Origin of the sequence: Pedobacter sp. (assembly GCF_039594775.1) — a bacterium.
Classification (GTDB): Bacteria; Bacteroidota; Bacteroidia; order Sphingobacteriales; family Sphingobacteriaceae; genus Pedobacter.
This window is the reverse complement of the sequence record NZ_JBCNMT010000002.1, coordinates 306,957-327,590: the sequence shown is the minus strand read 5'-3', so window position 1 is coordinate 327,590 and position 20,634 is coordinate 306,957. Positions and strand designations below refer to the sequence as shown.

The 20,634-nt window shown below is 38.7% G+C and carries 15 protein-coding genes; 10 read left to right on the top strand and 5 right to left on the bottom strand.

Annotation, left to right across the window (positions count from 1 at the left end):
• Window positions 1–89: 89 nt before the first annotated feature.
• The 3 genes from ABDV71_RS07550 (at window position 90) to ABDV71_RS07540 (ending at window position 2,952) form a co-directional block, all read left to right on the top strand.
• On the top strand, window positions 90–770 hold the full coding sequence (locus ABDV71_RS07550) for a DUF1080 domain-containing protein (RefSeq protein ID WP_343531839.1): 681 nt from the start codon (window positions 90–92) through the stop codon (window positions 768–770).
• A 77-nt stretch (window positions 771–847) separates the two neighbouring features.
• On the top strand, window positions 848–2,056 hold the full coding sequence (locus tag ABDV71_RS07545; protein WP_343531838.1) for a nucleoside permease: 1,209 nt from the start codon (window positions 848–850) through the stop codon (window positions 2,054–2,056).
• A 14-nt stretch (window positions 2,057–2,070) separates the two neighbouring features.
• Window positions 2,071–2,952 (top strand): sugar phosphate isomerase/epimerase, encoded by an 882-nt coding sequence (locus ABDV71_RS07540; protein ID WP_343531837.1) that lies wholly within the window; start codon window positions 2,071–2,073, stop codon window positions 2,950–2,952.
• Window positions 2,953–3,047: 95 nt separating this feature from the next.
• On the opposite strand, the gene ABDV71_RS07535 is transcribed toward ABDV71_RS07540, so the two are convergent.
• Window positions 3,048–3,797 (bottom strand): YdcF family protein, encoded by a 750-nt coding sequence (locus ABDV71_RS07535; RefSeq protein ID WP_343531836.1) that lies wholly within the window; start codon window positions 3,795–3,797, stop codon window positions 3,048–3,050.
• Window positions 3,798–3,800: 3 nt separating this feature from the next.
• Window positions 3,801–6,419 (bottom strand): lamin tail domain-containing protein, encoded by a 2,619-nt coding sequence (locus ABDV71_RS07530; protein WP_343531835.1) that lies wholly within the window; start codon window positions 6,417–6,419, stop codon window positions 3,801–3,803.
• A 55-nt stretch (window positions 6,420–6,474) separates the two neighbouring features.
• On the opposite strand from ABDV71_RS07530, the gene ABDV71_RS07525 reads away from it, so the two are divergent.
• From ABDV71_RS07525 to ABDV71_RS07500, 6 genes are all read left to right on the top strand, one after another.
• Window positions 6,475–7,464, top strand: coding sequence for an aspartate-semialdehyde dehydrogenase (locus ABDV71_RS07525; RefSeq protein ID WP_343531834.1), 990 nt, complete (start codon window positions 6,475–6,477; stop codon window positions 7,462–7,464).
• Window positions 7,465–7,643: 179 nt separating this feature from the next.
• On the top strand, window positions 7,644–9,056 hold the full coding sequence (gene dacB / locus ABDV71_RS07520) for a D-alanyl-D-alanine carboxypeptidase/D-alanyl-D-alanine-endopeptidase (protein ID WP_343531833.1): 1,413 nt from the start codon (window positions 7,644–7,646) through the stop codon (window positions 9,054–9,056).
• A 375-nt stretch (window positions 9,057–9,431) separates the two neighbouring features.
• Window positions 9,432–11,396 (top strand): family 20 glycosylhydrolase, encoded by a 1,965-nt coding sequence (locus ABDV71_RS07515; protein WP_343531832.1) that lies wholly within the window; start codon window positions 9,432–9,434, stop codon window positions 11,394–11,396.
• 119 nt (window positions 11,397–11,515) lie between these two features.
• Complete coding sequence (locus ABDV71_RS07510) at window positions 11,516–13,051, top strand: glycosyltransferase family 39 protein (RefSeq protein ID WP_343531831.1); 1,536 nt, start codon at window positions 11,516–11,518, stop codon at window positions 13,049–13,051.
• A gap of 73 nt (window positions 13,052–13,124) precedes the next feature.
• Entirely contained in the window at window positions 13,125–13,748 is a 624-nt protein-coding gene (locus ABDV71_RS07505; protein ID WP_343531830.1) for a GyrI-like domain-containing protein, read from the top strand.
• 76 nt (window positions 13,749–13,824) lie between these two features.
• On the top strand, window positions 13,825–15,525 hold the full coding sequence (locus tag ABDV71_RS07500; protein ID WP_343531829.1) for a M28 family peptidase: 1,701 nt from the start codon (window positions 13,825–13,827) through the stop codon (window positions 15,523–15,525).
• Between the two features lie 47 nt (window positions 15,526–15,572).
• Here the strand turns inward: ABDV71_RS07500 and ABDV71_RS07495 are convergent, their stop codons facing one another.
• The 3 genes from ABDV71_RS07495 to ABDV71_RS07485 form a co-directional block, all read right to left on the bottom strand.
• Window positions 15,573–17,933 (bottom strand): PAS domain S-box protein, encoded by a 2,361-nt coding sequence (locus tag ABDV71_RS07495; protein WP_343531828.1) that lies wholly within the window; start codon window positions 17,931–17,933, stop codon window positions 15,573–15,575.
• 157 nt (window positions 17,934–18,090) lie between these two features.
• The gene (locus ABDV71_RS07490) at window positions 18,091–18,819 is read right to left on the bottom strand and encodes a hypothetical protein (protein WP_343531827.1); all 729 of its coding nucleotides are present in this window, start codon (window positions 18,817–18,819) and stop codon (window positions 18,091–18,093) included.
• Window positions 18,812–19,375 carry a sigma-70 family RNA polymerase sigma factor gene (locus ABDV71_RS07485; RefSeq protein ID WP_343531826.1) on the bottom strand — a complete coding sequence of 188 codons (564 nt, stop codon included), beginning with the start codon at window positions 19,373–19,375 and terminating at the stop codon, window positions 18,812–18,814. Before ABDV71_RS07485 ends, ABDV71_RS07490 begins: the two co-directional genes overlap by 8 nt.
• 202 nt (window positions 19,376–19,577) lie before the next feature.
• Here ABDV71_RS07485 and ABDV71_RS07480 point away from each other — a divergent pair, with 202 nt between their 5' ends.
• Window positions 19,578–20,561, top strand: coding sequence for a hypothetical protein (locus tag ABDV71_RS07480; RefSeq protein WP_343531825.1), 984 nt, complete (start codon window positions 19,578–19,580; stop codon window positions 20,559–20,561).
• The last annotated feature ends 73 nt before the right edge of the window (window positions 20,562–20,634 follow it).

Here is a 20,634-nt window from a genome sequence, read left to right as displayed (position 1 = left end):
GAGAATTCCAACATGCCATAACTGCTCGTTAGATTTCTCACTTGAGTTCGAAATGACGAAAGCGCATTAATAACACAATTGTCAATTCAATGAAAAAAATACTAATAGCAGCCTTTATGGTAGCTACAATAAGTGCAAGCGCACAGAAAAATAAAGGTTTCACCCCTCTTTTTGATGGTAAAACCACCAAAGGATGGCATACTTACGGAAAAGATTTTGTAGGCAAAGCTTGGAATGCCGAAGATGGCGTATTGCACTTTGACCCTAAGTTGAAGAACAAAGATGGTGGTGATTTAGTAACCGATAAAGAATATGGTAATTTCCATTTAAAAATAGAGTGGAAAGTAGCTCCAAAATCCAATAGCGGAATCATCTTTTTTGTACACGAAGATCCTGCAAAATACAAACAGACTTATTTAACAGGACCTGAAATGCAAGTGTTAGATAACGATGGCCATCCAGATGGAAAAATAACCAAACACCGTGCTGGCGATTTATACGATATGATCCAAAGCAAAAGCGAGCCCGTTAAACCAGTTGGCGAATGGAATTTGGCCGAAATCATCAGTAATAATGGCAAGCTTACCCTTAAGTTAAATGGGAAAAAAGTAGTGGAAACTACCATGTGGGATGAAAACTGGAAAAACCTGATTGCAGGCAGCAAATTTGCCAAATGGGAAGGCTTTGGAACCTACAAAACTGGTAAAATTGCCCTTCAAGATCATGGTGATGAAGTTTGGTTCCGCAACATTGAAATTAAAGAACTATAACAGGAATTATGAACTAGTGACTAGGTATTAGCACCAAAAAACTAACCAACCATCAACTCAAAAACCATAAACTAAATATGAACTCAACAACTCGCTTCAAGCTATCCTTTATGATGTTCCTCGAATTTTTCATTTGGGGTGGATGGTTTGTAACCATGGGTACTTACCTTACTAAAAACCTTTCTGCTGATGGTGTTCAAATAGGTTCTGCCTATAGTACACAATCATTAGGTGCTATCATTGCGCCTTTCATTATTGGCTTAATTGCCGACAGATTTTTTGCAGCTCAAAAGATATTAGGCTTTTTGCATATTGTAGGTGGTATCCTACTTTGGTACGCCTCCACTACCTTAAATTTTGATAGCTTTTTCCCTTTCATTTTAGGATATATGATTGCCTACATGCCAACCTTGGCATTGGTAAACTCTATTTCCTTTAAGCAAATGAAAGATCCAGGAAAAGAGTTCCCTTCAATCAGGGTATTTGGCACCATTGGATGGATCATTGCTGGTTTAGTAATTGGCTGGTTAAATTGGGAACAAGATGGAAACCTCATATTAACTTTCAAAATGGCTTCTGCAGCCTCTATCCTATTAGGGTTGTTCAGTTTTGCACTTCCTCATACACCACCTGCTAAAAAGGGAGAAAAAACTTCATTTGGAGATATTATTGGCTTAGATGCGATTGGCCTCTTAAAAAACAAATCGTACTTACTGTTCTTTATTGCTTCAGTAGCCATATGTATACCGTTAGCCTTTTATTACAACTTTACCAATCCTTTTCTTAACGAAGTTGGAATGAAGGCCGCAGCAGGCAAACAATCATTAGGGCAAGTATCAGAAACCCTCTTTATGTTGTTAATGCCTTTGTTTTTTGTAAGATTGGGCGTTAAAAAAATGCTAGCTATCGGGATGATTGCTTGGGTAGTTCGCTATTTATTTTTTGCCTTTGGAAATGCCGATGCAAATTATTGGATGCTAATTGGCGGTATTGTTCTACATGGTATCTGCTACGATTTCTTTTTCGTTACCGGACAAATCTATACAGACAGATTAGCTGGAGAAAAATTCAAAAGTGCCGCTCAAGGTTTCATTACTTTAGCCACCTATGGAGTAGGAATGCTTTTTGGCTCTATCATATCAGGAGTAGTAGTTGATAAATATGTGGTTGATGGCGGCCATAATTGGTATAACATTTGGATCATACCAGCGGCAATTTCTGCTGTTGTGGCTTTACTTTTCCTATTATTCTTTAGAGACGACAATAAATCAGCTGCTGCTGAATAACATAAAATATTAAGATGACTACTAGAAGAAATTTTATCAAAGAAACTGGATTACTAGCTGCAAGTTTTGCGTTGGCACCAGCATTAAGCCACGCCCTTGTTCCGGCCCAACATCCTGTGGGCATACAATTATATAGTTTACGAGAAATTATAAGCAAAGATGTAAAAGGTGTCATTGAAAAAGTAGCCAAAGCTGGCTTTAAAGAAGTTGAAACCTATGGCTATGCACCTAAAGGAAGTTTTTGGGGCCTAAATCCTAAAGAATTTAAAGCTTTGTTAGATGCCAATGGGCTAAAATCACCTAGCGGGCATTTTAGCGTTGAAAACTATATTTCTACAGGCAATTTAGACGATATCAAAGCTTACATAGAAGCTTCGAATATTTTAGGTGCTAAATACGTAGTAGCTCCTTGGCTTGGAGAAAATTTACGCAAAACTGCAGATGACTATAAGAGAACTGCCGAGCGTTTAAATGTAGCTGGTGAACTTTGCATCAAGTCGGGCCTTAATATGGGTTACCATAACCACGGTTTTGAATTTGACAAGTTTGGAGACAAAACTGGCTTAGATATTTTATTGACCGGTACTGACCCTAATTTGGTTGACTTTGAATTAGATCTTTACTGGGTTGTTTTTGCAGGTCATGATCCATTAGAGCTGTTTAAAAAGTATCCTCGTAGGTTTAAAATGTGGCACGTGAAGGATATGGATAAAGAGAAGAAAAACTGGAATACGGAAATTGGAAAAGGTAGCATCGATTTTAAATCGATATTTGCCAAAGCTTCACTTTCTGGGGTTAAACATATCTATTTAGAGCAGGAAACCAATTACAAGCCCGACCATATTGGTTCTATTACTACAAGTATTGATTATATTAAAGGTACTTTGTTAAAGTAAATTCAACCTACTTGTCGTTCCGAGCTTAGCGAGGAATCTAATTGATTACAAACCTCGTAGGTTTTGAAAACCTGCGAGGTTTTCCAATAAAACGGTTAAGTTAACCCTATCCAAGTCATGATATACCCCACCCACTCTTTCAATAACAGCTCCCAACCGTTAATGGCGCTGGCCTGCGGCAATAAATAGTCTTCAAAAGAATAATTATCCTTTAATGAATTGGTCGGATAAAAATCTATATTCTTAAAACCTTGTTTTTCAGCTAACAATTTTGTTCTTGGAATATGCCAAGCGCTCGTGATCACCAATATCTTTGGATCAGTTTTATGAAGCCCTTTCAGTATTTCAGCAGCATATTTAAAATTTTCTTTAGTATTTCTGCTTTCTTTCTCAATAATCACCACACTATCGGGAATTTTTAGCGCTTTCAAATATTCAGCGGTATATACTGCTTCTGGTGGACCTTTTTCTAAAAAACTACCACTACCACCGCTCATTAAAATACGGTCTATTTTTCCTTCATGATACAATCTTATAGTTTGTGCTAACCGATCACCGGTAAACTGAGCCTTTAAAGAATTAGTTTCAGTGTTGTAACCAGAAAACCCACCTAACAGCAATCCAATATCATAATGTGCTGAAACTGGTTGTTTCGCTTCATACCAATACGCCACTTGTCCAAGAATAAACTTATTAGAGAAAAAATATAATAAGACAATAGCGAAAATCAAGCTTTTCCTTTTACGCCGCTTATTTTGTGAGAATAGGGCATAAATCATCATAGTAATCACCCATACCAACGGACGAATGAGGAACAGTAAAAATTTAGATAAGAAGAATGCCATTTTCTAGTTCAGTTTTGAAGCAAGTACACAGGTTTGTTTAAAGCTGTCGGCACTGCCCCTTATTGTAAATATATCTGCCTTGATTACATACAAGCCTACTTTACATAGTTGGCCACTGTCATCCAATCCATCCCAAGTGATGGTTCCTTGCGTGGAAAAAGTAATATTCCTTGCCAAACGGCGAACCAAAACACCTTTATCTGTGTATATGTTAATGGTCGCGAGATTTCCATTTTCCTTAAAACGATAATCAATCTGCAACAAATCCTCAAAACCATCATTGTCTGGGGAGAAAGTTTTATTGGCAACCACTACCGAATTTTTAACACTAGTATCCTCGCTCTGAGAATTTTTATCCGTAGGTGTTGCAAAACCAACAGATGAAGCCGCTGATTGTAGGTTACCCGGTTCATTGCCGCTTATGGTAAATGAAACTCGTTCTAATGAAACACCTTTTACATCCTTTAACAAAGCGTGGTGCATTTTTTCAGTATAATCAAATTGGTCTACCGCTGTCTCCCCTTTCCAAATGGCTACTGTTCCTTTGTCATTATTGTAAGAAGGCATACTCGCGATTTGTACCATTTGACTAGGGTATTTAACCTGATATTGTTGCTGCACTACTAATGGGTTGGCTGTAAGTACCCAATAAGTTTTTGGCTTTATAAATACCGAAGTATTTGAAATTGTCCTCTTAGTTGGCCCAGTAGTTCCCGTACCTGTTGGATTGGAAATTGTAAGCTCTTTTAAATCGAAAACTTTGTTTGTTGGATTATAAAGCTCTACAAAGTCAAATCCTCCGGTTTTCGGATTAAATAAAATTTCACTGATCAGGATATCGCCCGCATTAATTTGATCTGGAAGTAAAATAATTGCCGTATTAGCGGCTGGATCAATAGGTATTCCAGCACAATTGGACAAATTACTAACGGTTAATAAATTTTCGGTATTAGGTGCTATTGCATTAGCCAAAGTAAGCTTCACACTCGTATTATTGGTACCATTTAACTCCGCAAGCGTAGGCTTTCCAATACCATTGTTAATCGAATAATTATTAACATCAGTAAGCATTGTACTGGCAATGGCCTTATCAAAATCTACTTGGATTTGTGTAGTAGATAAAATAGCGGCGCTCAATAACTTTGGGGCCACATTATCGGTATGCTGTGGGTTATAAACAGAATTTTGAGCCCCTGGAGTTCCATTATTGACACCAGTACTAGCGGTCCAATTAAATGCACCACCGCAAGTTCCCGTAGGATTAATCAGTTCCAACGCATAACCTGTCTTTTTTGTGTTATCTCTATACCAAGTATCTGCATAAGAAACGGCGTCGATGATAGTATTGTCTGCTAACATCAGGCTTAAATCATCCTTATCATTATTTAAAGATGGCCATGGGGAAACCCCCAATGTCTTTCCATAAACTTTAAAAGCATCAACATCTGCCACCGCACTTAAAATACGGTATGACTTAGGGGCTAAAGTATCTGCACCCAATGTGGTTATAGATGTAGTAGCGTCCTTATACTTCCATCCTGTAATGATGATGTATTTATCGGTGGTATTATAAAGTTCTATATATTCTTTATTCAATGCCGTAGCGGTAGAAATCGGCGCAGCCATAATTTCGTTAATCACAACATCACCTCGTTTAGCAGTATAAGGTTCTACATAAATAAACGATGTAGCTATTGGTGTAACCACAGCATTCCCTTTGACATCAGCAACGTTACTTACCGTTAGGATATAATTTCCAGAGACAAAATTATTAGCATAAGTAAGGTTCACCACGTTACTTGTACTTCCCATCACTGCAGTAAGTGGGCTGCCCGCGCCATTGGAAAGTGAATAGTTGGCAATATTCTGCGCTGAAGCTGTGTTTAATGGCTCGTCAAAAGTGACCTCTAAAGTCTTGGTATCTATTGATTTTATAGCCGTTACCTTTGGCGGCGTCACATCGGCAACCAATTCAGTAATGTTAAAATCATCAAAGATAAAACCATTAGACCTTGTCGCCGTATAATCACACCATACCCCAAACCAAGAAGTAGTGGTATGTGTAACATCAGTTACTGTTCCCTCCAAAGTATAATTTGTTCCACCGGTAATATCTGTATAAAGCTCCCATTTCCCGTTACTATCCCTAGTCACTCTTACTTTTGCCATCAGCACATTGGCATTTGCTCGAGTTTTTGCTGGGCCGTCAATTATTTTAACGGCAGTTCCACCATTGGTCACTCTAAATAAGTCATAACTATCTGTACTTCCACTTTCCCCTATCTGAATATAATAGCCGCTAAGATCAGCCGCTTTTAAGTCCTGTCTATTTGAAGTCAAATAAATCCGTGTAGCATTAGAAGATGAGGGATCGAAATTCATTTGAACATAAAATTCCCAAACTGTATTCAATGCATATTGGTTGGCTGTAGAAAGATAAACCGTTTGCGCTGTAGCACTGGTTACGGTTTGTAATTGCTTACTAGCATTAATCGAAAATAAACTTGTACTCCCTCCCCAAACAGGGTTATTCGAAAAGTCTCCATCAGTAAAATTGTCATTTAACTGAGCAAAAGTAAGTTTAGTGCATAATAACAGTAAAAAGAGTAAAGTTTTTCTCATATTTGGGAATTGAACATTTTTAATTTTAAATATAATACAAATAATCAAGAAAAAAATGAAAGTTGCAGTTGTAGGTGCCACCGGATTGGTAGGTACTGTTATGTTAAAAGTATTGGAAGAGAGAAATTTCCCGTTGACAGAATTAATCCCAGTAGCATCTGAGAAGAGCGTTGGTAAGTTAATTAAGTTTAAGGGTAAGGAATATCCAATTGTTAGCATGGACACTGCGATTAGCCTACGTCCAGATATCGCTTTGTTTTCTGCCGGCGGAAGCACTTCATTAGCCGACGCTCCTCGTTTTGCAGAAGTTGGAACTACTGTAATCGACAATTCTTCGGCATGGAGAATGGACCCAAGCAAAAAATTGGTAGTACCTGAGGTAAATGCCAAGGTTTTAACCAAAGAAGATAAAATTATTGCCAACCCTAACTGCTCTACCATTCAAATGGTGGTGGCTTTGCAACCTTTGCACGAAAAATACAACATTAAACGTGTCATCGTTTCTACTTACCAATCCGTAACAGGAACTGGTGTTAAAGCGGTTGATCAACTGATGAATGAGCGTAAAGGTATTGATGGGCCAAAAGCTTACCCATACGAAATTGATTTGAACGTATTGCCTCATATCGATGTTTTCACCGATAATGGTTACACCAAAGAAGAAATGAAAATGGTGAAAGAAACCAATAAAATCATGGGTGATGATAACATCAGAGTTACCGCAACTACGGTTCGTATTCCGGTAATGGGCGGCCACTCTGAATCGGTAAACGTAGAATTTGAAAATGATTTTGATTTAGCTGATGTACGCCGCATATTAGAAGAAGCTCCAGGCTTAGTTGTAGTTGATGATGTAGCTAACTTAAAGTATCCGATGCCGAAAGATGCGCACGAAAAAGATGAGGTTTTTGTAGGCCGTTTACGTAGAGATGAATCGCATCCAAAAGCATTAAACATGTGGATTGTTGCTGACAACCTGCGTAAAGGTGCTGCTACCAATGCCGTACAAATTGCAGAGTATTTGGTTGACAACAAGATTGTATAATTCAACTAAAAGATAATAAGAAAAGTGGTGTGAACAGCATCACTTTTTTTGTGCATATATTTTACAGTCATGGCAAGTCACAAAGCAATTTTACAACTTATAATACTTTGCCTAGGGCTGCTTCATGCCTCGCAATGACGATTTTTTTATTATTTTAGCCTCAACACAATACTAGCCAGATGAGATTTTTAAAAGCATGTTCTTTCTTACTATTTAGCGCTTATAGCATCAGCTTTGCCCAAATTACTGCCCAAAAATTAGAAAAAGCTTATCAAATTTTAGTGAATGATGAACAAGCAAAATATGCTACGACATCGCTTTGTGTATTGGATGCCAGCACGGGAAAGGTCATTTTTGCAGATAAAGAGAATGTAGGTCTGGCAACGGCTTCTACCTTAAAGACCATTACCTCAGCTACCGCTTTTTACACTTTAGGGAAAGATTTTCGCTACGAAACCAAACTTTCCTACACGGGAACCATCAATGCTGATGGCACACTTCAGGGTAATATCATCATCACGGGCTCTGGAGACCCAACCTTAGGTTCATGGCGATACGAGCAGACCAAAGAAAACAACATCCTTAACCAATGGGTAACTGCTATCAAAGCAGCAGGAATAAAAAAAATTGAAGGAAGTATCATTAGTGACGATAGCGCTTTCGGCACATCAACCATTCCAACGGGTTGGATCTGGCAAGATATTGGCAATTATTACGGTGCCGGTGGGGCCGCAATTTGCTGGCGTGAAAATCAGTTCGACATACACCTCAAACCTGGCGCTAACATTGGAAGCAATGTAGAAATCTTAAAAACGGTTCCACAGACTCCATACATTCAATTGGTAAACGAGCTTAAAACTGGCGCTAGCGGCACTGGGGATAATGCATATGGCTTTTTAGCTCCATACACCAATATTGGCTATGTACGTGGCACGTGGGGAATGGGCATTAAAAAAGCTGGAATTTCACTATCACTGCCCGACCCGGCCTTTGATGCTGCCTATCGCCTGCAAGACACCTTGAAACGCTTAAATATTCCCTGCAACAGTCAAGCTAGTTCTGCTCGTTTGTTAGCACTGGAAAATAAAACGATTGCCAGTGAACAAAAACCTTTGCTGAACATCTTCTCTCCTACCTTAAGCCAGATCGTCTATTGGTTCCAGAAAAAAAGCATTAACCTTTATGGTGAGCAACTACTGAAAACCATGGCTTTTAAACAGGGAAAAGAAGCCAGCACCAGAAATGGAACTAAAGCAGTGATTGATTTTTGGGCAAGCAGAGGAATAGACAAAAATGCCTTGAATATGATTGATGGTAGCGGTCTTTCTCCAGGTAACAGAATTACCACCATGGCTATGGCCTCTATTTTATTTCAAGCTCAAAAAGAACCATGGTTTAACGATTATCTTAATTCCTTTCCTGAGTACAATGGCATGACCATTAAAAGCGGCAATATTAACGATGTAACCGCTTATGCAGGATACTATACCGCCAAAAATGGCAACAAGTACATTGCGGTAATCAATATCAATAACTACAGTGGCTCCGGCATTAGCAGAAAATTGTTTCAGGTGCTGGACGCGTTGAAGTAAATTTTTAGAATTAGATATAACCACCTTGGACACGTTAGTTCATGTAAGCGTGGTATGCGAATTAAACGCTCTTAAATGTCTTAGATGGTAAAAAATCAGGATAATATTAACACCACCTTAGACACCTTAGTTCATCTTAGTTTATAATAAGCTAAAATGTTCTTAGGATGTCTTAGGTGAAAAACCAATTAAAATATCATAACCCCTTAGGCATCCTAGTCCATCTGGTTAAAATATTCTCAAATGCCTTAAAGCTTAATATCCCTAACACCTTAATGGTTAAAAGCTAAATTGTTCTTGAATGTCTTAGTTGGTTTTGCAATAGTTTTTAATTTTTTTTAATAAATTGCCATTTCACACAAACCAAAATATAAAATGAGATTATTCCTTTCGTCCTTTTTAATTTCCTTATCCCTCGGCGCTTTAGCGCAAAGCACTATAGTGGCTACCGATGGCATAGCACTTAACCAAACGGCCAACCATGCCCATAGCGAAATTGCCATTATTCCAGAGCCCGTAACTGTTACCAAACAAGAAGGTCATTTTATTTTACCTCAAAGTATTCTTATACAGGCTACCAAACCTACAGAACTTAAACAGTCCATCACTTTTTTACAAGAAAGATTAGGTATCCCTACCGGATATTTTGTGAGTTCAACCGCAGCGGCCAGTTCATCTGCCAACATCAAATTAGTACTAACGGATAAAAATGATGCTGTGATTGGTACAGAAGGTTATCACCTACAAGTTACCCCTCAACAAATTACGGTTACCGCTAACAAACCTGCTGGTATTTTCTATGGCGTACAGACCTTAATTCAGCTATTGCCAAAAGAGATAGAAAGTAAAGAAGAAATAAAAGACATTAAGTGGCAAATTCCTTGTGTTAACATTACCGATTATCCCCGTTTGGGCTGGAGAGGACTAATGTTTGACGTGGCCAGACACTTTTTCACCAAAGAAGAAGTGAAGCAGTACATTGATGCCATGGTACGTTATAAATACAATATTTTGCACCTCCACTTAACAGATGACGAAGGCTGGAGAATAGAAATTAAAGGCTATCCAAAACTTACCGAGGTAGGTGCCTGGAATGTAAAGCGTGTAGGTTCCTTTGGCAACTTTATCCCGCCAAAACCTGATGAACCCCGTAACTATGGCGGTTTCTACACACAGGAAGATCTTAAAGAACTGGTGGCTTATGCTAAAGACAGATTTGTAAATATTTTACCAGAGGTTGATGTTCCTGGACACAGCTTAGCAGCCATTGCTTCCTATCCAGAGCTTTCCTGTACACCTGAAGCCGTGAACTACAAAGTACGCAGTGGCGAACGCATTATGGATTGGAGTCGTGGTGCTCCGCCATTGGCCATGGTTGATAATACCCTTTGCCCTGCAAACGAAAAAGTCTATGAGTTTTTAGATACAGTAGTGGCTCAAGTATCCAAAATTTTCCCGTTCGAATACATGCACATGGGTGGTGATGAAGCTCCTCACAATTACTGGGAGAAAAACCCACAGATTGCTGAATTGATGAAACGCGAAAACCTTAAAACCATGGCGCAAGTTCAAGGTTACTTTGAACGCAGGTTAGAGAAAATAGTGGCCAAACATGGCAAACGCTTTATGGCTTGGGACGAAGTATTAGAAGGAGGCGTGTCGCAAAGTACTGCCGTAATGAGCTGGAGAGATATGAAATACGGTGTAGAAGCCGCTAAGAACAAGCACGAAGTGGTAATGAGCCCTACGCAATACGCTTATTTAGATTACATGCAGGCTGATGAAATTACCGAACCCAAAGTTTACAAAGGTTTAAGATTAAGTAGATCCTACGAATTTGACCCTGTTCCTGAAGGTGTTGACCCGAAATATATCAAAGGCGGACAAGGCAATTTATGGACCGAACAGGTTTACAATATCCGTCAGGCTGAATACATGACCTGGCCACGTGGTTTTGCCTTAGCAGAAAGTGTGTGGAGCCCAAAAGAAAAGAAAAACTGGAAAAATTTCTTTAGCCGTACCGAGCAACATTTCGGACGTTTGGATATTGCCGAAACCAAATATGCGCCTAGTGTTTATGATCCTATCTTTAACGTAAAGCGCACTTCCGATGGCAAATTGCTAGTTACTTTAAGTACTGAAGTGGAAGATTTGGATATCTACTATAGTTTCGATAATTCTTTCCCCGATCATTTTTACCCAAAATATACCGAACCCTTGGTTGTTCCGATGGATGCAAACATGTTAAGGGTAATTACCTATCGTGGTAAAAAGCCTATTGGCCGCATGATGAATATGCCAATAGACGAGCTCAATAAACGAGCGCCAATCAAAAAATAAACAAGCAAGGCACAAAGATTCATTTCTTTGTGCCTTTGTTTTTAAATAGTAAATGCCCCTTTGTATGTAACAATGTAAAACCTGTCGTTTCTAACCACTAACTACCCAACCAAACACTCATGAACAAATTAACAACCAAGCAGAACGGCAATCTTATCTTATTCCTATTTGTTGTTGTTAAAGTAGTCCTGCAATACTTGGTAGTTAATCCGGTATATGAACTGCAAAGGGACGAGTATCTTCACTTAGACCAAGCGCAACATTTGGCTTGGGGTTTCCATTCTGTTCCCCCCGTTACCTCTTTAATTTCGTGGATAATTCTACAATTTGGAAATGGCGTTTTTTGGGTGAAGTTTTTTCCTGCACTTTTTGGGGCCTTAACCATGGTGGTGGTATGGAAAACGATAGAAAGCCTTAAAGGTAGTTTGTTTGCCTGCATTTTAGCTGCTACGGGCCTTTTACTATCGGTATTATTACGCATCAACATCTTATATCAACCTAATTCTCTAGACATCCTCTCTTGGACATTAATTTATTTTACCCTTATTCGATTTATCCAAACCGACCATAAAAAATGGCTGTATTGGATGGCTGTCAGCTTTGCTTTGGGCTTTTTAAATAAATACAACATCGCCTTTTGTTTATTTGGCTTATTACTGGCATTACCTTTAACCAGTCAACGACGTTTGTTTACCAATCCACATTTGTACTATGCGGGTATAACAGCTTTGATATTGATTAGCCCTAATCTGATTTGGCAGTATCAAAATGATTTTCCTGTTTTTTCGCATATGAAAGAACTGGCCGAGACGCAATTGGTACACGTAGAAAGGATGAGCTTTGTTAAAGAACAATTCTTCTTTTTTATAGGCTCACTTCCAATTTTAATTACAGCTTTTATTTCATTATTTACTTTTCCAGCTTTTAAACCCTATCGATTATTCTTTTGGGCCTTTGTATTTACCATAGCTATTTTTATCTTTTTAAAAGCGAAAGCTTATTACGCCATTGGTTTATACCCTATCTTTTTTGCCTTTGGCGCCATTTACCTATCGCAATTGCTGCAAAGTGGCTGGAAATTTTACCTTCGATATCTGTTGTTTGCAATCATGCTATTTTTCTTCTATGCAATGTTGGAGATTTCCCTTCCAATTTTCACTCCCGAAAAATATGTGGAGGCTGCCGAGCAAAAACTTCCTTTTAGCCAACATACTTGGGAAGACGGCAAGAAACATCCCATTTCACAGGATTTTGCCGACATGTTAGGTTGGAGAGAACTGGCGTCGAAAGTGGATTCCATTTATGAAAAGTTACCCAACAAAAACAGTGTCTTTATTTTATGCGATAATTACGGGCAAGCCGGAGCCATTAACTACTACACAAAAAATAAGGAACTAAAAGCGGATGCCTTTATTCCAGATTATATTAAATGGTTAAATTTAGATAGGGATATTGAAACGGTCATCAGAATTAAAAATGCTTCGAATACCGACTTTGAAAGGGATCATCGCCTTTTCAAGAACGTTACAGTGCTTGATAAGATTAACAATCCCTTTGCCAGAGAGAACGGCACCCAAATTATTTTGCTAAGTCAGCCTAATGTTGACCTTGATAGCTTGCTGAGGAAAGAAAGAGCAGCAGGTAATCTTCAATAACTTTGATTTGTAAAAACACACTGCCATAAGGCTGTCACTCTAGTACTTCTACTTTGTTGGAAATAATCACAACATGGAAAAATTAGACTTAAGTAAAAAGTACAAAACCTATTTCACAGCTCAAAACACTCCTCAAATAGTAGAAATTGAGCCAGCACAATTTTTATCCTTAATTGGAAAAGGCGACCCATCAGAACAAGCTTTCCTTGAAAACATACAAGCTTTATATGCCACTGCCTATACGCTTAAATTCACTTACAAATCATTAGAAAAAGATTTTGTCGTTTCAAAACTGGAGGCTTTATGGTGGTTTGACGAAAATAAGTTTACAGGTATATCCATGGAGGATGCCCCTCAAGAAATTGACAGAAGCGAGTGGGAATATCGTTTGCTGATCAGGATGCCTGAATATGTGACCAACCAAGAGGTAACCAAAGCCAAGGAAACTGCTTTTAATAAAAAAGGCTGGTCACTGATTAAACAGGTCGAGCTTTTCCAAATGAAAGAAGGAAAATCAGTACAGATGCTACACCTTGGTCCCTTTGCCAATGAACCCGAAACTTTGGCCGTTATGGCAAAATTTATGATGGAAAGGGGTTTCTCCAAAAATGGTCACCACCATGAAATTTATCTATCAGATTTTAACAAAACGGCACCTAACAAATTAAAAACCATTTTAAGAGAACCAATACGCTAGTTGATTTTGACATCTGCTCCCAGATCACTAATACCTCACATTTATTTTTACTAATTTAGGCATTTAGAAAATCAACATGCAAAGACTACTTATTATGTTGTTGGCTGTATTATCTCTCCATGCCAACGCCCAAAACCAAAAGGCCGAGTATTTTAAACTTACCAGAGCTGGTTTTAACGAAAAAAATGCTTACGCTACTACTGCTTTTGTAGAGCAGTTTTTCCGTCTACCTGGCAATAAAGGTTTCGATGAAAGCATCTACAAAATAGAGGAAATCCTTAAAAAAGCAGGTTACGTTAAACAGGACCAAAACGAATTTGAGGCACCCCTTACCTATCGCATCGAAAAAAGAGCTATGAAACGCGATGCTTGGGAACCCGTAGATGCTAACATTACCATTGTAGGCGAAAATACATCCTTACAAGCTTTTAAAACCAATAGGAACATGATTCCTATTTATTGCCCTTCTACAGCTGACGGTGGCGTTACGGCCGAAGTGGTATATGTAAATAAGGCAACCAAGGAAGATTTACAGGACAAAGACTTGAAAGGAAAAATTGTTTTCGGTGATATTTCTACACAACGCTTAATAGGTTTGGCGGCCAAAGCGGGGGCTATTGGGGCCATTGGTTTTTCACTGCCCGACTATACCCAACCTACCAAACACACTACTTCTATTCAATTTAGTGGTATGCAACCTAATGCCGGTATCTGGGCGTTGTTTCTATCTTACGCATCTAAGGAAAGATTAAAAGAAGCCTGTGCCAAAGGCAAAGTCGAATTAAAGGTAAATATTACTACCAAAACCTATGCTGCAGAGGAATTAACCATTGTGGCTAATGTAAGGGGCAACTTAAAACCTAACGAGCGTTTTGTGTATAGTGCACACGTGCAGGAGCCAGGTGCAAACGATAATGCTTCCGGTGTAGGCACCTTGGGGGAAATGGCCCGCTTAACTGCCCAATTGGTAAAAAGTGGAAAATTAAAACCTCAACGTACGCTAACCTTTCTTTGGGGCGATGAAATTACTTCGACCAGAAGATATATTGTGGAAGATAGCACTCGTGCCAAAGGTATTTTATGGGGCATGAGCTTGGATATGGTTGGCGAAGATACCGAAAAGACTGGCGGAACTTTTCTGCTAGAGAAAATGCCAGATCCATCAGCCATTTGGACTCGTGGAAATGATAAACATTCTGAATGGGGTGCTGGCGACGTAAAGGAAAAAGACCTTTTCCCACATTATTTTAACGACTTTGTATTTGACATTTGCAAAGAGCAGGGCAAACATGCAATATGGGTGGTAAACTTCAATCCATTTGAAGGGGGAAGTGACCATACACCATTTTTACAAAACAAAATACCTGGACTTTTAATGTGGCACTTTACTGATGTATTTTATCATACGGATAATGATAGAATAGACAAGGTATCTGCAACAACGATGAAAAACGTTGGTATTAGCGCATTAACTGCTGCTTATACTCTAATTAGTGCTGATGAAAACACTGCAACAGCTACGGTAGCTCAAATTAAGGAGGATGCTTTGGTTCGTTTAAAAACAGAATTTGATTTGAGCAAAGCAGCTATTGCTGGTGGCAAATCGGCAAAAGACGAAAAGCATATTATTGAGATTTGGAGTAAATGGTACACCGATGCTTTAGCCACCATTGGCAAAATGGCGGTAGACCCTAAAACTACTCGTGTGGGTTCGGCCATTAAAGTAGCCACTTTAGCGGTAGAAAAGCAAACACAAGATTATATCAACGCTTTATAATTGATTAATTTCTGGTTTCGGCAATTGTTCGGAACCAGAAATTAGCTTTATATAAATAGAATCTTAAAGGTAGTGCCCACTCCCAGCGTGCTCTCTACTTCTATTTTATCCCCCATAGCTTCTATCTGATTTTTGGTAATGAAAAGCCCAAAGCCACGGGCATCACTATTTCCATGAAAAGTTTGGTTCAGTCCAAAAAGTTTTTCCCCATTTTTAGCCAAATCAATCCCTACTCCATTATCGCTAATACTTAACACATAACCACTTCCATTAGGTATACAGGTAATTTTTATCACGGGCTTACGCAGTGCATGACTATAGCGCAAGGCATTTGAAATAAGATTAAGCAGTACACTTTCGAGATAAGCTCTGTTAAAATAAACATAAACATCTTGGGGCACTTCGTTAACAATCTCTGCTTGCTTGCTTACAATTTGAGCTTCTTGGGTTTGAATGGCATTGCTCACATACTCCAATAAGTTAAGTGGTTCTTTAACCATATTAATTGTGGTGTGTATGTTCACAATGTTATTGAGATTGTATAGCGTATCATTTAGATTCACCACTACCTTACGCAAAAGGTTGATCATCTCCTTACGTTCCTCTTCAGTTTCCGCATTACTGATCAGCGCACTGATACCGTCAATATTGCTGGCGTGTGAGCGTAGGTTATGTGATACGATATAAGAGAAATTAAGTAGCCGCTTATTTTGTTCATTGACCAGTTCGTATGATTGATGAAGAGTTTCCTCTGCTTCTTTAATAGCAGTAATGTCCATCATAATGCCCCTTAATTTTTCTGGATTTTCTAAGCTAGGCTCAATGGTAAAACTATCCCTTATCCATATAATCGAGCCATCTTTAGCCTCTATTCTATATTCATATTCATGATGTTTTCTTAACCACAGCTCATGATCGAGATATTCTCTTACCCTTCCAATATCTTCATGATATATCTTTTTAAGAAAGAATCCCAATTCTGCAGCCCATTCTTCTTGGGTGTAGCCCAATATATCGTATACCTTGCTGCTTACAAAAGTATTGGCAAAGTTATCTTTGATAGAGGCTTCCCAAACAATCCCTTCTATGGAGTTGATGAGTTCTTCGATATGTTTTTGCGAAGCAATGATTTGTTCTTCGTAAGCTACCTGCTTGGTAATATCATCCACAATAATGATATGGTTGCTAGGCTTCTCTCCTTCGTCCCATAATGGACTTACAATGGCATTGGCCCAAATCACTTCATTATTTTTGTTAACGTACCTACGAACAGATGAAAATTCACGAATCTCGTTTTTTAACAACCGCTTAAAATCTCTGGCATCAGCGGCTAAATCATCTCCATGAATTAATGTTTTTATTTTTTTATGGGTAAGTTCCTTGCTGGAATAGCCTATTAAATCGCACAGGAAAGCATTTGCCTCTAAAAATTCCCCGGTGATGGAATTTACCCTACCAATACCAATAGCTGCGTTGTCAAAGATGGTTTTGTATTTGCTTTCCGCAGCAGTCAATAGGTCGTTTTGTTCATCGAGCGTGCCGTACAACTGTCCTTGTTTATTCAATAATCGAAGTAAAAGATAGCTGGATAAAATAGACAGCAGAATACCAAATATCACCAAGGAACCTAACTGATAGTCTGCATAAACCGCTCTAATATCCGTGAGGTAAATCTTCCAATCCCCCTCTTCGAAAATTTTGGCTTTAAAAGTATTGTTATTAAAGCTTTTATTTCCGGGTAAAAAGAACTCTTCTTCGTTGGTAATTGGGTTAATTTTAGAAAATTGGAACTTGTAAAACTCGTGACTGTTATCAATGCCCGCAGCTTTAAGCAGTTCATCAAGCTTGATTACTATTGCCGAAAAGCCCCAAAACTTCTTGCCAATATATATCGGCAACCGCCCAACCACTCCTTTTCCGCCCTGCACCAAATTAATTGGCCCTTGGTAGTACATCTTACGGAGTTCGATAGCTTTTCGAGCAGCCATGGCATTTTGCTTGTTGACCTTAAACAAATCGAGGTTTAAAGCCTGCTCGTTACCTTTTAAAGGATAAGTATATTTAATAACACCCTTGGGCACCAACTGCACTGCTTGTATATAAGGATTGCCCTTAATAATTTCGGAAGCAATTTCTTCAAAGTTGCCTGGATCGCCATTTTGATTAATGGTAAGCGCTAAGGTTAGGGTGATGTTTTGGCTACTTTTTAATAATTGCTCCAAACGGAGTTCGACACTTTCCAGCATCACGCTGATTTCCTTCTCGCGATTTTCCTTTACTATAAGATAACGTTGATGGGCTATCAGTGAAATGATAGCAATAAGCAAAATAAAAAAAAGCGCCGCGGTAAGTTTAGGATTTAAAATAAACCAATTAGTTTTTACGGGCTGCTTGGAGCGAATAGTCATTTAGGTAGCCATTTTTGGTTAATTGGACAAACTTAAATTTTTATAGTCAAAATAATCTGACTTTGGTCATTTATGCCAAAATAAGATTAAGAAATGATTAATAGAAATAAAAATAAATCCACGTTAAGAAGCTAAGCGAATGTAAAGGTTTACAAAGCTATAATTTCTCTAATAGCTCTTGTGCTTTGGCATATGGTGATGCAGTGCTAGGTATTTTCTGTAACCATTGTTTTGCTTCTATTTTTTTATCTTCTTTAAGATAGCTCATTGCTACTGCGTAGGCTGCTTCATATTTGTAAACCGATTGGCCTTTAAACAAATCCTCCAACAGCAATCTTCCTTTTTGCGGTTCACTGCTTTCCATTAAGCTCAGCCCATAATAATAGGCAAGCATAGCGTTTTTAGGTTCTGCAGTATTTAATTTAGCCAAAAGCTCTTTGGCCTCAGTATATTTTTTATTGTTGAACAAAGCAGCGGCTTCATCTAAATCGGTTTTTTCAGCTCCTCGTTCTGCAACGCTCATTTGCGGTATGGCATTAAATTGCTGGTATAAATCGCCTTTCCAAGGTGCCCACACCAACATGCCCAATACCAGTACGGCGGCCACGGCCGAAATCCACTTCAAACGCTCGCTCAGTTTCACTACTTTTGGTTGGGCTGCTTCAAAATGCTCCACATTTAGCACCTTTAGGGTGTCTACCAAAGCTGCCCTACCTGCATCGTCTGCCAGTTCCATTTGCAGACTGCTATGGATATCATAATAATCGGCAAGGTATTGTTTCAGTTCCTCATCGTGCACCAAAAGGTTTTCAAATTCTAAGCGTTCTTCTTCGCTCAAATCACCTTCCACATATTGGGCTGTCCATAAAATTTTGTCCTCAGTCATTTTTTCTATCGATTAATTTAACCAAGCTTGCCATACACTCCGATTTCTTTTTTCTTAAATAACCGTACGTCACTCCTAAAGTTTCCGCTACTTTTTCCTGTGCTTCGCCTTTCATGCTCCATCTGATAATTTCTTTGCAGCGTTCGCCGAGTTGTTCAAAGGCCTTTAAGAATAAATTTGCCTGTTCCTTTTGTAATGCCAAGGCTTCGGCCTGTTCAAATGTATCTTCGCCAATATGTAATAAATCATCCTCGTTTTTTGTTACCGGGCTTATCGACTTTTTTTTCAATTCATTTAGCCACTTACGTTTGCACACCAAGAGTAAAAATGGCTCAAATGGACAGGTCAATTGCAAATTTTTATACTTAGCCTGATTATAAATATCTACCAGCGCTTCCTGAAAAATATCAGCAGCATCATCTGCATTGCCATTATTAAATAATATAAATGACTTTACTTTACCTGCACATTTCTTATAAATTTCGTTAACCAAAGCTACCTCGTTGTTCAGTAGCGCAGTTACATAACGTTGGTCCTCATGTACTTTTTTGGTCATTGATCATTGATTTATCCTAAAATAGAATTTATTAGGGGAAAGTTAAAACTTCGAGCTCATTTAATTGGCGGCCGCAAATTCAACCTCTACTACAATCATTTTTAAAATACATGGGTAACATTTATCAGTAACGCTTGATATACTACCAAACGGCGATTGCTGAAAAGCCAAAACAGAGTAGGCAACACTAAATTTAAAAATCATGAAAACTTTAAACTTAAAGCATACGCTTTCCATCATTGCTTTGGCTTTATTGGTTACAGCATTATTCCAAGCATGCAAAAAAGATAAGTCCCAACGAAATGCCGCTTATAGTACAGCTGAGTTTACCGCTATTTTTGGCCCTCAAGCACAGCGCATGCAAATTAACACCAATATTTCCAACACGTTAGTTTTAAGGAGCGGTACAAAAATTACCATTCCGGCTAATGCCTTTAAATTAAATGGCACTACAGTAACTGGTAGTGTAGTTATTACGGCAGCTGAGTTTTTAAAACGTAGCGACATTGTTTTTAGTGGCACCAATACCAATCATATTAGTGGTGCGCCATTGGAATCGGACGGTTTTATTTACCTTAATGCTTCGGTGAACGGTACGAATGTAGACAAAGCTTTGAACGCCAATATTGATATTGCCATAGCTACCAATAACACCCGTGCTACACAAATTTGGGAGGGTGTTGAGAAAGTAGACAATGCTAATCAAATGGCTTGGCAAGCACCACCTCAAAATCCTAATGGTGCTGGTGGTGGGGTACGCGAGAGTCTTCCGGTGGCAGGCTTCTATAATTTCCAAATGGGCAATCTAGGCTGGATCAATTGTGATGTTTTCTACGCCTATACTAATCCAAAAACTACCACTAGGGTAACCATTGCCAATAATCCCGGTAGCTTTGCCACTTTTATGGGCTACACTGGTGAAACTTTTGTTTTCTTCTGTGCTAAAGGGAGCAACGTGGTGGCGCAGCTATATACTCCCGATGGGGCTAATGGCGTAAAAAGTTATACGAATATGATGCCTATAGGTGTGGAAGGGAAATACATCTCTTTCTCTATTAAAAACGGCAAATATTACTATGCTGACCTAACGACTACGATTACCGCCAACCAGAATATTAGCTTATCCTTAACGGAAACTACAGAGGCCGCAATACAACAGGCGATTAATGCGCTGAACAACTATTAAAAGTTTTTTACCCAAATAAATTGACTTTGAAACCGCTTCGCAGATCAGCAGTGATGGCTTACCAACATCATTG